The sequence below is a fragment of the Streptomyces sp. NPDC126499 genome, from assembly GCF_040302485.1.
In the GTDB taxonomy this organism is placed as follows: Bacteria; Actinomycetota; Actinomycetes; order Streptomycetales; family Streptomycetaceae; genus Streptomyces.
This window is the reverse complement of the sequence record NZ_JBEOUO010000004.1, coordinates 285,433-299,439: the sequence shown is the minus strand read 5'-3', so window position 1 is coordinate 299,439 and position 14,007 is coordinate 285,433. Positions and strand designations below refer to the sequence as shown.

The window sequence follows — 14,007 nt, the reverse complement described above, 5'->3', positions numbered from 1 at the left end:
CCGCTGTCGTCCCGGGAGCCTAGGCGACGGGCGCGGGGCCCGCCACGGCGCGTACGGGGCGGCAGGGCGCCCCGTAGGGGGAGCCCCGGTTCACGGTGGCCGGGTCGAAGGCGCCGGTGGCGGCGTAGCGGGCGGCGATGGCGGCCAGTTCCTCGGCGGGGATGACCTCGTGGACGTCGGTGAAGCCGTGGGGCGCACGCCGGTGCGCGAGGTCGATGACGACCTCGGGGCCCTGCCGCCGGCCCGCCTCCTGGAGGGCCGTGGTGACGGGGCGTCGGTGGGCCTCGTACGCGGTGAGGGCCTCGACCGGGTCGTCGTGTACGGCCAGGGCGTGGGCGAGGGCCCGGGCCTCGATGACGGCCTGGCTGGCGCCGTTGGAGCCGACGGGGTACATGGCGTGGGCGGCGTCGCCGACGAGGGTGGTGCGGCCGTGGCTCCAGCGGTCGAGGGGGTCGCGGTCGACCATCGGGTAGGTGTGGGCGGTGTCGGCGGCCCGGAGCACGTCGGTGACGCGCAGGCCGTCGAACTCCCAGCCCTCGTAGAGGTGGAGGAAGTCGTCGACGTCGGCGCTCCGGTTCCAGTCGCCGAGGGTCCGCGCGTCGGGCGTGTCGTCGGCGGGGCGGGCCAGTGCCCAGTTGACGAGGACGTGTCCGCCGGTGGGGCGGCTCATCGGGTAGACGACGGCCTTGTGCCGGTCGTCGCCGGCGATGAGCATGAAGCGGGCCGCGGCCTCGGCGGGCATCCGGGACACCCCGCGCAGGATCACCATGCCGTTCCACGGGGGCCGGCCCTCGCCCGGGTCGAGGGCGGCGCGGACGGCGGAGCGTATGCCGTCGGCGCCGACGAGCACGTCGGGTTCGAGCGAGGCCCGGCCGCCGCGGCCGACGCCGTCGCGGTGGGCGAGCCGCAGCCGGGGCCGTCCGTCCGGCCGGACGTCCACGCCGGTGACCCGTACGCCGGTGAGGACGGCGGCGGGGCCGAGGCGTTCGCGCACGGCGTCGGCGAGGACCCGTTGGAGGTGGGCGCGGTGCAGGGAGAGCTGCGGCCAGCGGTATCCGGCGCCGAGGCCGCGCGGTTCGCGGGAGATGAGGGCGCCGGAGCGGTGGTAGTAGCGCAGTTCGCGGGTGCGCAGGGCGGCGCCGGACTCGAGGGCGGGGAGCAGGCCGAGCGCGTCGAGTTCGCGGACGGCGCCGGGCATGAGGTTGAGTCCGGCGCCGACCGGCCGGTGGTGGCGGGCGGCCTCGACGACGGTGATCCGTCCGAAGCCGGCGCCGTGCAGGGCGAGCGCGGTGGTGAGCCCGGCGATGCCGCCGCCGGCGATCACGATGTGCGGAGTGTGGGGGGTGGGGGGACGGTGGGGGGCCATGGGGTCTCCGGTCGGTCGGGGCTTCCGGTCGGTCGTGGTCTCCGGTCGGTCGGGGCTTTGGGTCGGTCGGGGCTCCCGGACGGTCGTGGTCTCCGGTCGGTCGGGGCTTCCGGACGGTCGGGGGCTCAGGCGACGGCGCGGCGCACCAGCGTCTCGTTGTCGCGGGTGAGGTCGAGGATCGTGCGGAGCAGGCTGACGGGGGCGCCGCCGCTGCCCTCGTCGTAGCGGCGCAGTTCCTCGGCGTACGCCTTGCGGGCGAGGGTCACGTGCCGGGCGCGGAAGGACTTCAGCAGGCGCAGGACGCGGGCGAGGGAGCGGGCGGAGGCGGCGAGCTCCGGGGGGAGGCGCCGGCCGCTCTCCCAGCTGACGGCGGCGGACAGCTTGCTGACGGCGGACACGCCGCCGCGGTGCCGGGCGTGGAAGGCCCGCCAGGACGGCAGGGCGTAGGGCAGCGAGTCGTCGAGGAAGGCGTCGTAGGCGGGGTCCGAGCGGTCGCACTGCCAGAGGGTGAGGTCGATCAGCCAGAGCGGTATCTGGGCGGCGGCGGGGCCGAGGTAGCTGCGCCCGTCGACGTCGATCTCCTCGAAGTAGGGGCGCAGGGTGCGGGCGAAGTACTCGGGCGTGACATGGGCGACGGTGAGGTCGATGGCGTCGACGATCGACTGGACGTGCTGGGCGGTGCGGTCGAGGGCGAGGGCGAAGCCGGGGTCGTACGGTTCGAGGCGGGCGACGCGGGCGCAGGTGTCGAGGGCGGCGACGAGGCCGGGGAACACCATCCGGACGGCTTCCTGGAGGTGGGCCTCCATGGGGTGGCCGGTGTAGGTGCGGCGGCGGGGCCCGGCCGGGTTCCAGGCCGTGTAGTGGTGGACGGTGTCGCGGGGCACCATGTCGGTGCGGCGGCCGATGAGTTCGAGGACGGGCAGGACCTCGGGGACGGCGGCGACGGGCTGTACGCCGTGACGTTTCAGCGAGCCGAGGAGGATGCCGAGGTCCCGCATGGCGGCGAGGGCGTCGACGACGCTCCACTCGGCGGCGCGGTCGAGGTCGGGGACGAGGGCGCGCAGGGCGACGGTGAGCGCCGGGGTGTCCGCGTCGGCGTTCATCGCGGGCAGGGCGGCGAGCACGGCGTCCGCGCCGAGCGGGTCGGCGGCGCGGATGTCGGCCATCCGGTAGCGCGGGTCGCTTCGTTCGTCGAGTCCGGGCACGACGAGGTCGTACAGCGTCACGGGAAGTCCCCTCGGGAGAGTGGGTGAGGTGTCGGCGAGGCGCCGGACCGCTCGGGGCAGCGGTCAGCGCGGGTCGCCCACCCGGTCCCGGCGCGGTGGCGCCGTCGCGGGGGCGGGCGGACGCGGCCGTGCGGCCAGGAACGCGGCGACGGCTGCGAAGGCCGCGCCCACGAGGAGCGCGGCGCGGAAGCCGCCGGTCTCGGCGGCGGGGGTGGGGGTGCCGGGGGTACCGGTGACGGCGGTGGCGACGGCGACGAGGACGGCGAGTCCGAGCACCGAGCCGAACTGCTGTGCGGTGTTGACGAGTCCGGAGGCGAGGCCGGTCTCCTCGGGGGCGGCGCCGGCGGTCGCGGCGACGTTGGTGGTGACCATGACGAGCGGCAGGGCGACGCCGAGGACGAGGCTGGGCGCGAGGACGGTGGAGGCGAAGCTTCCGTCGGGGGTGAGCGCGAGTCCGAGCCAGAGCGTGCCGGCGGCGAGCAGGACGAAACCGGCGGTCATGGTACGGGTGAGGCCGATCCGGGAGATCAGCCGGCCGGTCTGCGGCGCTGTGGCCACGACGACCAGCGACAGCGGCAGCAGCCCGAGCCCGCCGCCGAGCGGGCTGTGTCCGAGCACGCGCTGCAGGTAGAGGCTGACCAGGAAGAACATCGGGAACAGCGCGGTCTGCGCCAGCGCGGCCAGCAGATTGGCCCGCCGCGGCGCGGCCCTGCGCCACACCGCGGGCGGCACGAGCGGCGCCTCGGCCCGCCGTTCGACGACCAGGAAGACCGCGAGCGATCCGATGCCGCCGCCCGCGGTGGCGAGCGTCAGCGGGTGCAGCCATCCGTGCTCGCCGCCGCCGACGAGGGCGTACGCGAGCAGCCCGAGCCCGGCGGTGACGGAGAGGGCGCCTGCGACGTCGAAGCGCCGCGCACCGGAGCCGCCGACCGGGGGCCGCGGGATCCCCGGGTGCGACGCTCCCCCGCCCGGGGCCGCGCCCGGTCCGGCCCCGCGTCCGGCCGCAGGCCCCGCAGAAGCCGGACGCCCGACCGCCCCGGGCCCGGCGGACCCGTCGGTGGCCCGAGCACTCACCGAAGCCGGACTCGCGCCGGACCCGGTAGGCCCGTCGGTGGCCCGAGCACCCACGGAAGCGGGACCCGCGCCGGAGTCGGCCCCCGCGGCGGCCGGCCCGTCGGCGACGCGAGCCCTCGCGGGAGCGGGACCCGCGCCCTGCCCGGCCCCCGCGGCGTCGGGGCCCTCGCCGGCCGCGGGCCGGGTCGTGGCCGGGCGCGTGCCCGGTCCGCGCGGGGTGCCCTGCCCGGTGGTCCCGGCGGCGCCCGGCAACACCCGTACCGCCAGTGCCGCCAGGAGCGCCGCCGCGAGGACGTTCAGCCAGAAGGTGGAGCGCCAGCCCAGGAGGCCGGTGAGGGTGCCGCCGAGGGTGGTGCCGAGGACGCCGCCGAGGCCGCCCGTCGCGGCGAAGACGCCGAGGGCGCGGTGGCGGGCGGGCCCGTCGGGGAAGAGGACGAGCAGCAGCGCGAAGGCGGCGGCCGCGGCGAGGGCGGCGCCGGTGCCCTGGGCGGCGCGGGCGGTGACCAGCGCGGCCGGGGTCGGGGCGAGCCCGCCGGCCGTGGAGGCGGCGGCGAGGAGACCGAGGCCGGCGAGGAGGAGCCGCCGGTGGCCGAGCAGGTCGGCGGCGCGCCCGCCGAGCAGCAGCAGCCCGCCGAAGGTGATCAGGTAGGCGTTGGCGACCCAGGACAGGCCCGCGGATCCGGAGCCCAGTTCGGCGCCGACCGAGGGCAGGGCGACGTTGACGATCGCGGTGTCCATGATGAGCAGCAGCTGGACGGCCGCGAGCACCGGGAGCGCCCCGCGGGCCGGGCTCACCGGCGTCACCGCCGTCACCGGCTCGTCCCGAGGTCGTAGTCGTCGAGGCAGGCGCGGGCGAGCGCCTCGCAGTCGTCGGCGGCGCCCGCGCCGGTCTGCATGGCGAGGTAGACGTGCGGGGCGCCCTGGTAGAAGCGCTCGTACTGCTCGTGGCGGCCGGCGAACTCGGAGCCGAGGGCGTCCCAGGCGAGTTTGAGCAGCTTGATCCGGTCCTCGGCCGGGTCGCCGGAGGTGCGGACGTACTGCCGCAGGAGCGGCCCGAGTTCGGGGTGGAGCAGGTCGCGGCCGCTGGCGGGGAGCTGAAGGAGCGCGCCGCCGGCGAGGAGCTTGATGTCCTGGACGGCCCGGGGGTAGAGCTCGCCGGCCATGATCCGCTGGGCGAAGGAGATCTCCTGCCCGGTCCGTACGCCGCCGCGGCCGCCGTCGACCTCCTCCCAGGACGCCTCGGCGGCCAGGACGAAGGCCTTGGCCTGGGCGACCATGCCGAGGAGCCGGCCGAGGGCCTGGGTGACGGCGGGCAGCTTCTCGGTGCCGTTCGAGCGGGTGATGAGGATCGCGAGGCCGGTGAGGAACTCCAGCTTGGTCCAGAAGCGGGTCGCCGACTGGTGCGTGAAGTTGAGGTAGGCGGGGGTCCGCCACCACATGGCGGCGGTGGTGGCCGGGTCGCGGTAGGTGAGCACCCGCTCCCAGGGCACGAAGACGTCCCGGCAGACGAGGAGCGCGTCGTTCTCGTCGTAGCGCGCGGACAGCGGCTGGTCGAAGACGGAGCGGGCGCGCTGCTCGTAGGAGGTGCGGGAGATCAGGGTGAGGCCGGGGGTGTCGAGCGGCAGGGAGAAGGCGACGGCGTGCTCGGTGGCGTCGGCGGGGAGGGGTTCGATGGTGCCGACGAGGACCTCGTCGGCGAAGACGGCTCCGGTGCCGACGGTCTTGGCGCCGCGGACGACGATGCCGCCGTCGCGTTCCGCGACGACCCGGAGGGCCTCCTCGGCGGGGTCGGTCAGGGTGAAGGCGCAGTGCAGGTCGCCTTCGGCGAGCCTGCGGTGGAAGGCGAGGGCGTGGTCGGCGCCGTCGAAGTCCTCGCCGGTGAAGGCGGCGGGCAGGGCGGCGAATCCGGCCGCGCCGGAGGCCATGTGGTCGGGGGTGCGGCCGAGGAAGCCGTAACTGGCCTCGGCCGTCACCTTGTACGCGCGACGGCGGGCGACCAGGTCCTCGTACGAGCGGGGCACGGCGTACGCCCGGTGCACCCCGCCCTTGACGAGGACGGGGCGCAGCGCGGGGTCGGCGGTGAGGTCGTGGAGGCGGGCGAAGGAGGCCGCCGCGGAGCGGAAGGCGGGATGGGTGGTGACGTCCTTGACGCGTTCTCCGTCGAGCCAGATCTCGCGCCCGTCGCGTAACGCCTCCAGATACTCCTGCCCGGACCTCGTCACCGGTTCGTCGCCTCTCCTCGGGGTGCCACGGGGGTGCCGCGGGAGCGGTGCTCGCAGGGACGCCGCGGCCGTGCCGCATCGAAGCCTCCACGGGCCGGGGGCCGCGGGGCAATGAACGTCCGTCCAGGGCTTGTTAAGAACCGGCCAGGAGACCTCGGCGGTCACGCCGCGTCGGCGACCCCCGCCCGGTACTCCCCCGGTGTCATCCCGAACCACTTGCGGAAGGCGAGGTGGAAGCCGACCGCGCTCTGGTAGCCGACGCGTTCCGGGACGGAGGACTGGGGCAGCGTGGTCTCGGTGAGGAGGCGGGCGGCCTCCTGCATGCGGCGGCCGGTGAGGTGGCGGGCCGGGGACTCGCCGACGAGGGCGCGGAAGGCTGCGGTGAACGCGGAGCGGGACATGCCGACCTCGCGGGCCAGGGAGTCGATGGTCCAGGGTTCGGCGAAGCGGGTGGCGATCGCCACCAGGGCGCGGCTGATGCCGGGGTGGCGCAGGACGGGCAGGGAGTCGGGGTTGTCGGCGAGTTCGCGCAGCAGCGGGCGCAGGGCGAGGACGAGGGCCATCTCGAAGGCGCGCAGGGTGATGAGCCGGTCGCCGGGGCCGACGGGGCGGTCGGTGGCGGCGAGCAGCCGCAGGGTGTCGCGGAGCAGCGGTTCGCGGTCGACCTGGGTGCCGTCGAGGACGAGGGCCCAGGGCAGTGAGCGGTAGAGGCCGGTGGCGGCGCTGGCGTCGTAGTGGAGTCCGGCGCACAGCAGGCGGCTCTCGGCGCCGGTGCCGTCGATGCGGATCTCCCCGGAGGTTCCGGGCCGGCGTTCGGGCAGGACGGCCTTGAGCGGCAGGCCCTGGCGTTCGGGACGGTCGGAGAGCCGGTGGGCGGCTCCGGTGGGGAAGACGATGAGGTCGCCGGCGCCGAGCCGGATGGGGCTCTGGTCGGCGGCGGTGATCCAGCAGCCGCCTTCGACGATGTAGTGCAGGACGGCGCAGCCCTCCTCGGCGTCGCCCTCGATGGCCCAGGGGGCGCTGACGTGCCAGCGGCTGTCGAAGACGCCGGTGAGGCGCAGGGGGGTGAGGAGTTCGCTCAGGAGGTCGTCGCGATCGGCCTCGTTCCGGTCGGTGGGACGTTCGGTGGCGCGGCCGGTACGACGGTGAGTGCCCTGGGTTGCCACGGTGGCCATGGACGATCCCTCAACTTCCGCCCCTGTTTGTTAATTGAACCGACGAAGCCGCCGCCACGAGCCTGGAGTGCGGCCGGAACGGCAGCGGTCACAGCCTATCGAAGGGCCTCATCGACACATGTCCAGTCAGAATCCGATGCGGGTGGCGGTCGTGGGGGCGACCGGTTTCCAGGGGGGTGCCGTGGCCCGGCTGCTCGCCGAGCGCGGCCACGCGGTCCGCACCCTGACGCGCCGCCCGGAGGGCGACCGTCCGCCGTTGCGGGGGACGGAGTTCGTGGCGGGTGATCCGGCGGTCGTGCGGGACGTGCGGCGGCTGTTCGAGGGGGTGACCCACGCGTTCGTGACGATGCCGCTGGTGTACGAGGAGGAGCGGATCGGCCTGTACGCGTCGAACATCGCGCGGGCGGCGCGCGAGGCGGGCGTGGAGCGGGTGGTGTTCAACGCCAACACGCGCGTGCCGCAGGCGGTGACCTCGGTGCCGGCGTTCGAGACGCGGCGGCTGGCGGAGCGGCTGCTGCGGGAGAGCGGGGTGCCGCTGGTGGTCGTACGGCCCCCGGTGTACCTGGACAACCTGTTCTCGCCGTGGAACGGTCCGGCCCTGGTCGACGAGGGCGTGCTCGCCTATCCGCTGCCGGCGTCGGCGCCGACCGCGTGGCTCTCGCACCGGGACCTGGCCGAGGCGGCGTACGCGGCGCTGACCCGGGCGGGTCTGGAGGGCCGCGTCCTGGACATCGGCGGGGCGGTGTCGCTGACGGGCGAGGATCTGGCGGCGGCGTTCGGGCGGGGCCTGGGGCGCACGGTGCGGTACGTGCCGCTGCGGCCCGAACTGTTCGAACGGGGGGTGGCGCAGCTCCTGGGCCCGGAGACGGCGGCGGGGGTGGCGGGCATCTACCACTACATGGCGGCCGGTGGCGATCCGCTGCTGATGGCGGGGGACGACGGGGTGTCGGCGGAGGTGCTGGGGGTGTCGCCGGCTCCGGTGGAGGAGTGGGTGACCCGTCAGCCCTGGCAGGTGTGGTCGAACGAGACGGAGGGCCGGCCCGCCTGAGCCACGGCCACGTTAGGCCGAATGGAGGACCTCCCGGAACCGGAGCCACGGACCGGTCCCGGGGGGAACCGGCCCCGTCCCACAAGGACGGGGCCGGTTTCTTGTCCGGGACGTGTTCTTGTGGCGGCGGCTACGCCCTAGTAGTTAACAAAGCGCCGGATTGCCCACCCGAATTCCGGGGGAAGGCTCCTTTCCGTACCCCTCCGGACTGTCTTCAGACCCGCCATCCGAGTGAACGCGCACAGGAGCGGCGATGCCCGCAACCCGCTGGCCGTCGACGGAGCTAGAAAGAGCGCACACCACCCGCACCCTCGTGAACCGTCAGGTGATGCCGTGAATCCGCTCATGGGACGTATTCCCGTTATGGACGTCCGCCCGCTGGTCGACTGTGGCCGCCGTCCCGCGAAGGCGGTGGTGGGCGAGACCTTCGAGGTCACGGCCACCGTCTTCCGGGAGGGGCACGACGCGGTCGCCGCCAATGTCGTGCTGCGCGGCCCGTCGGGCCGGCCCGGCCCCTGGATCCCCATGCGGGAGCTGGCCCCGGGGACCGACCGGTGGGGGGCCGAGGTGACCCCCGACGCCGAGGGGCTGTGGACCTATCAGGTCGAGGCGTGGAGCGATCCGCTGACGACCTGGCGTCATGTGGCGCAGATCAAGATTCCGGCGGGGATCGACTCCGAGCTGGTCCTCGCCGAGGGCGCCGAGCTGCACGAGCGGGCCGCCAAGGGCGTGCCGAAGAAGGGCGGCGGCCGGGAGGCGGTGCTCGCCGTGGCGGACACGCTGCGCGACGAGTCCCGGCCGGCCGCGGTCCGGCTCGCGGCGGCCCTCGCGCCCCGGGTCCTCGCCGCCCTCGATCGTCATCCGCTGCGCGAACTGGTCAGCGCCTCTCCCAAGTTGCCGCTGCGGGTGGAGCGGGAGCGGGCCCTTTTCGGTTCCTGGTACGAGTTCTTCCCGCGTTCCGAGGGCGTACGGAAGGTGCGGGGGCGGACGGTTCCGGGCAATTTCCGCACGGCGGCCGAGCGGCTGCCGGCGATCGCCGCGATGGGTTTCGACGTGGTGTACCTGCCGCCGATCCACCCGATCGGCGTCACCCACCGCAAGGGCCCGAACAACTCGCTGTCGGCGAGCCCGGAGGACGTGGGCGTGCCGTGGGCGATCGGCTCGCCGGAGGGCGGCCACGACGCCGTCCACCCGGACCTGGGCACGATCGAGGACTTCGACGCCTTCGTGGCCCGGGCGCGCGAGCTGCGCCTTGAGATCGCCCTGGACTTCGCGCTGCAGTGCTCGCCGGACCACCCGTGGGTGGAGAAGCACCCGGAGTGGTTCGCCCGCCGCCCGGACGGCTCGATCGCGTACGCCGAGAACCCGCCGAAGAAGTACCAGGACATCTATCCGATCGCCTTCGACAAGGCCGCCGACAACATGGACGGCATCGTCGCGGAGACGGTGCGGGTGCTGCGGCACTGGATGAACCACGGGGTGCGGATCTTCCGGGTGGACAACCCGCACACCAAGCCGGTGGTCTTCTGGGAGCGGGTGATCGGGGAGATCAACCGCGCCGACCCGGACGTGATCTTCCTGGCGGAGGCGTTCACCCGGCCCGCGATGATGCACACCCTGGGGGCCATCGGCTTCCAGCAGTCGTACACGTACTTCACCTGGCGCAACACCAAGCAGGAGATCACGGAGTATCTGACGGAGCTCTCCGGGGAGACGGCCGCGTACATGCGTCCGAACCTCTTCGTGAACACCCCGGACATCCTGCACGCCTACCTCCAGCACGGCGGCCGGCCCGCCTTCGAGGTACGGGCGGTGCTCGCCGCGACCCTCTCCCCCACCTGGGGCGTGTACGCCGGGTACGAGCTGTGCGAGAACACCCCGCTGCGGGACGGCAGCGAGGAGTACCTCGACTCGGAGAAGTACCAACTGCGGCCGCGCGACTGGGAGTCGGCCGAGCGCTCCGGGGCGTCGATCGCGCCGCTGATCACCACGCTGAACCGGATCAGGCGCCGTCACCCGGCCCTGCGCCGGCTGCGGAACCTGACCTTCCACCAGACCGACAACGACGCCGTCATCGCGTACAGCAAGCGTTCGGGGCCGAACACCGTTCTGGTGGTCGCCAACCTCGACCCCCACCACACCCAGGAGGCCAAGGTCTCGTTGAACATGCCGGAACTCGGCCTCGCCTGGCACGAGACCGTGCCGGTGCGCGACGAGCTCACCGGCGAGACCTATCACTGGGGCAGGGCCAACTACGTGCGTCTACAGCCGGGTGTCACGCCCGCGCACGTACTCGTCCTGCGACCGTCCCCGCAGACCGGAGGGTCACCCACATCATGACTGTCAACGAGCCCGTCCCCGACACCTTCGAGGACACCCCCGCCAAGGACCGCGATCCCGAGTGGTTCAAGCGGGCGGTCTTCTACGAGGTCCTGGTCCGTTCCTTCCAGGACAGCAACGGCGACGGAGTCGGCGACCTGAAGGGCATCACGTCCCGCCTGGACTACCTCCAGTGGCTGGGCGTGGACTGCCTGTGGCTGCCGCCGTTCTTCAACTCACCGCTGCGGGACGGCGGCTACGACGTCGCCGACTACACCTCGGTGCTGCCCGAGTTCGGCGACCTGGCCGACTTCGTGGAGTTCGTGGACGCGGCCCACGCCCGCGGGATGCGCGTGATCATCGACTTCGTCATGAACCACACCAGTGACGCCCACCCGTGGTTCCAGCAGTCGCGCGCCGATCCGGACGGCCCGTACGGGGACTACTACGTCTGGGCGGACGACGACAAGCAGTTCGCGGACGCCCGGATCATCTTCGTCGACACCGAGACCTCCAACTGGACCTTCGACCCGGTCCGCAAGCAGTACTACTGGCACCGCTTCTTCTCCCACCAGCCGGACCTCAACTACGAGAACCCGGCGGTCCAGGAGGAGATCCTGTCCGCGCTGCGCTTCTGGCTGGACCTGGGCATCGACGGCTTCCGGCTCGACGCGGTGCCGTACCTGTACCAGCAGGAGGGCACCAACTGCGAGAACCTGCCCGCGACCCACGCCTTCCTCAAGCGGGTCCGCAAGGAGATCGACGCCCACTACCCGGACACGGTGCTGCTCGCCGAGGCCAACCAGTGGCCGGAGGACGTGGTCGACTACTTCGGCGACTTCCGCTCGGGCGGCGACGAGTGCCACATGGCCTTCCACTTCCCGGTGATGCCGCGGATCTTCATGGCCGTGCGGCGCGAGTCCCGCTACCCGGTCTCCGAGATCCTGGCGAAGACCCCGGAGATCCCCTCCGGCTGCCAGTGGGGCATCTTCCTGCGCAACCACGACGAGCTCACCCTCGAGATGGTCACGGACGAAGAGCGCGACTACATGTACGCCGAGTACGCCAAGGACCCGCGGATGCGGGCCAACATCGGCATCCGGCGGCGGCTCGCGCCGCTCCTCGACAACGACCGCAAGCAGATGGAGCTGTTCACCGCCCTGCTGTTCTCCCTGCCGGGCTCGCCGGTGCTGTACTACGGCGACGAGATCGGCATGGGCGACAACATCTGGCTGGGCGACCGGGACGGGGTGCGCACCCCGATGCAGTGGACCCCGGACCGCAACGCGGGCTTCTCGTCCTGTGATCCGGGGCGGCTGTACCTGCCGGCCATCATGGACCCGGTGCACGGCTACCAGGTGACGAACGTGGAGGCGGGGATGGCCTCACCGTCCTCGCTGCTGCACTGGACGAAGCGGATGATCGAGATCCGGAAGCAGAACCGGGCCTTCGGGCTCGGCACGTACACCGAACTGCCCTCGTCCAACCCGGCCGTGCTCGCCTTCCTCCGCGAGGATGCCGACGACCTGGTGCTGTGCGTGAACAACTTCTCCCGGTTCGCCCAGCCGACCGAGCTGGACCTGCGCCGTTTCGACGGGGCGAAGCCGGTGGAGCTGATCGGCGGGGTGGAGTTCCCGCCGATCGGACAGTGGCCGTATCTGCTGACGCTCGCCGGGCACGGCTTCTACTGGTTCCGCCTCAAGCAGTCCTGAAGTACCGTCGATTCAGTTCTGTCCCGTGTGGGGCGGTTTCCCCCGCCCCACCCTGGGCACTGTGTGACACAACGCTCACTCCCTGTACTTCAGGTCCATACGGGCCTTCTTGCCGGGCCCATACGGATCTTCCCCCTCGACACGTCCCGCACAGCCGGACAGCCGAAGCCGCCATCCGGGACACTCTGCGCATTTGAACACTTACGAACACCCCTTGCGCACCCCGGGGAAAGGACGCGATGCCATGCCGGAGACCGCATCCACCACCCGGGCCCCGGATGCCCTCCTACCGTCGCTCACACCCCTGCTGCACACCTGGCTGCCCCGGCAGCGCTGGTTCGCGGGCAAGGGCCGCCGGGTCACCGGGTTCACCCTGGACGCGGCCACCGAGCTGCTGCCGCTGGACGGCACCGGACCCGGTCTGCTCCATCTGCTCGTACGAGTGGAGCAACCCGGCCGGCCGGCCGGGACGCCCGCCGACTGCTACCAGGTACTCCTGGGCGTGCGCGGCCAGTTGCCGCCGCGCCTCGCCCCCGCCCTGATCGGCCGGATCCGCCAGGGCCCGCTCGCCGGACGGGCGGTCTACGAGGCCCTGCGCGACCCGCGGCTCGCCGGGCTGCTCTACGAACGGCTGCGCAGCCCCGGCCGGATCGGGCCGCTGCGCTTCCACGCCACGGCCCCGCTGCCGCCCGCGCTCGCGCCCCGGGTCCTGGACGCCGAGCAGTCCAACTCGTCCCTCGTCTATGGAGATTCGTTCATCCTCAAAATCTTCCGGCGGGTCAGTCCGGGCGCCAACCCGGACCTGGAGCTGCCGCTGGCCCTCTCCCGGGCCGGCTGCGCCCGGGTCCCGGCGCCGGTCGCCTGGTTCGAGACGGGCTCGGCGACGCTCGGGGTGCTGCAGCCCTATCTGCGGGGCTCCCGGGACGGCTGGCGCCTCGCCCTCGACGCGCTCGCCGAGGGGCGCGAGTTCACCCGGGAGGCGCACGCACTGGGCCGCGCCACCGCGGAGGTCCACCTGGCGCTCGCCACCGCCCTGCCCACCGAGCGGCTGCCGCGCGACCGGGCCGAGCACCTGGCGGCGGCGATGGACGCCCGGCTGCACAGCGCCGCCCAGGCCGTCCCCGCGCTGCTGCCGTACGTACCGGGGCTGCGGGCCGTGTTCGCGGCGGCCGGCGACTCGCTCGGCTCGGGCCGGCTCCAGCGCATCCACGGCGACCTGCACCTCGGGCAGACGCTGCGGGGTTCCGACGGGGCGTGGGCGGTGATCGACTTCGAGGGCGAGCCGGCCAAGCCGCTGGACGAGCGGCGCAGCGCGCAGCCGCCGGTCCGCGACATCGCCGGCATGCTCCGCTCCTTCGACTACGCGGCCCGCACGCACCGCCCCTGGAACGCGGAGTGGGCGGCCCGCTGCCGCGCCGCCTACTGCACCGGCTACGCGGAGGCGTCCGGCACGGACCCCCGCGACCATCCGGCGCTGCTCCGCGCCTACGAGACGGACAAGGCCGTCTACGAGGTCGTCTACGAGGCCCGCCACCGCCCGGACTGGCTCCCGGTCCCGATGGCGGCGATCGAACGCCTGGCGGGGGCGGAGTGACCCACGCCGTCGCCCGTCCCCGGTGCGGCCCCGGTTTCCGGGCTCGCACCGCCGGTGGGTGCAAGGGCCGGTGGGTGCGGGTGCCGGCGGCGCGAGGGCCCGCCACCCGTTCGGCGCAGTGGGCCCGTACCCGGAGGGTGTCCCGCCTGCGGGGGAAGGGACGGGGCCCGTTCGGCCGAGTGTCCCGAGCGGATCGCGCCGCGTTGCGCTTGCGTGGGAAGCGCGACTCCCGCTCCACCCTCCCCGCTCCACTCCCCCGCTCGACCCCCTG

General features: G+C 73.6%; 9 protein-coding genes. 4 read left to right on the top strand and 5 right to left on the bottom strand.

Annotated elements, in window-relative coordinates:
* Nucleotides 1-19 precede the first annotated feature (19 nt).
* From ABTZ91_RS08080 to ABTZ91_RS08060, 5 genes are all read right to left on the bottom strand, one after another.
* On the bottom strand, nucleotides 20-1,366 hold the full coding sequence (locus ABTZ91_RS08080; protein WP_352076285.1) for an FAD-dependent monooxygenase: 1,347 nt from the start codon (nucleotides 1,364-1,366) through the stop codon (nucleotides 20-22).
* A 125-nt stretch (nucleotides 1,367-1,491) separates the two neighbouring features.
* Nucleotides 1,492-2,592, bottom strand: coding sequence for a monodechloroaminopyrrolnitrin synthase PrnB family protein (locus ABTZ91_RS08075; protein ID WP_352076284.1), 1,101 nt, complete (start codon nucleotides 2,590-2,592; stop codon nucleotides 1,492-1,494).
* Between the two features lie 63 nt (nucleotides 2,593-2,655).
* Nucleotides 2,656-4,461, bottom strand: a complete 1,806-nt coding sequence (locus tag ABTZ91_RS08070) for an MFS transporter (RefSeq protein ID WP_352076283.1) — start codon at nucleotides 4,459-4,461, stop codon at nucleotides 2,656-2,658.
* Nucleotides 4,462-4,475: 14 nt separating this feature from the next.
* Nucleotides 4,476-5,888 carry a 4-hydroxyphenylacetate 3-hydroxylase N-terminal domain-containing protein gene (locus ABTZ91_RS08065; RefSeq protein ID WP_352076282.1) on the bottom strand — a complete coding sequence of 471 codons (1,413 nt, stop codon included), beginning with the start codon at nucleotides 5,886-5,888 and terminating at the stop codon, nucleotides 4,476-4,478.
* A gap of 161 nt (nucleotides 5,889-6,049) precedes the next feature.
* A complete protein-coding gene (locus ABTZ91_RS08060; protein WP_352076281.1) occupies nucleotides 6,050-7,063 on the bottom strand; it encodes an AraC family transcriptional regulator in 1,014 nt (337 codons plus the stop codon).
* Between the two features lie 118 nt (nucleotides 7,064-7,181).
* On the opposite strand from ABTZ91_RS08060, the gene ABTZ91_RS08055 reads away from it, so the two are divergent.
* From ABTZ91_RS08055 to ABTZ91_RS08040, 4 genes are all read left to right on the top strand, one after another.
* A complete protein-coding gene (locus tag ABTZ91_RS08055; protein ID WP_352076280.1) occupies nucleotides 7,182-8,111 on the top strand; it encodes an NmrA family NAD(P)-binding protein in 930 nt (309 codons plus the stop codon).
* Nucleotides 8,112-8,456: 345 nt separating this feature from the next.
* Entirely contained in the window at nucleotides 8,457-10,451 is a 1,995-nt protein-coding gene (locus ABTZ91_RS08050; RefSeq protein WP_352076279.1) for an alpha-1,4-glucan--maltose-1-phosphate maltosyltransferase, read from the top strand.
* Nucleotides 10,448-12,142, top strand: coding sequence for a maltose alpha-D-glucosyltransferase (gene treS / locus ABTZ91_RS08045; RefSeq protein WP_352076278.1), 1,695 nt, complete (start codon nucleotides 10,448-10,450; stop codon nucleotides 12,140-12,142). Before ABTZ91_RS08050 ends, treS begins: the two co-directional genes overlap by 4 nt.
* Before the next feature lie 244 nt (nucleotides 12,143-12,386).
* Nucleotides 12,387-13,736 (top strand): maltokinase N-terminal cap-like domain-containing protein, encoded by a 1,350-nt coding sequence (locus tag ABTZ91_RS08040; protein ID WP_352076277.1) that lies wholly within the window; start codon nucleotides 12,387-12,389, stop codon nucleotides 13,734-13,736.
* Nucleotides 13,737-14,007 lie beyond the last annotated feature (271 nt).

Coding starts and splice junctions, on each gene's coding strand:
- ABTZ91_RS08050 (WP_352076279.1), top strand. CDS start 8,457: ATGGGACGTATTCCCGTTATGGACGTCCGCCCGCTGGTCGACTGTGGC.
- ABTZ91_RS08080 (WP_352076285.1), bottom strand. CDS start 1,366: ATGGCCCCCCACCGTCCCCCCACCCCCCACACTCCGCACATCGTGATC.
- ABTZ91_RS08055 (WP_352076280.1), top strand. CDS start 7,182: ATGTCCAGTCAGAATCCGATGCGGGTGGCGGTCGTGGGGGCGACCGGT.
- ABTZ91_RS08040 (WP_352076277.1), top strand. CDS start 12,387: ATGCCGGAGACCGCATCCACCACCCGGGCCCCGGATGCCCTCCTACCG.
- ABTZ91_RS08060 (WP_352076281.1), bottom strand. CDS start 7,063: ATGGCCACCGTGGCAACCCAGGGCACTCACCGTCGTACCGGCCGCGCC.
- treS (WP_352076278.1), top strand. CDS start 10,448: ATGACTGTCAACGAGCCCGTCCCCGACACCTTCGAGGACACCCCCGCC.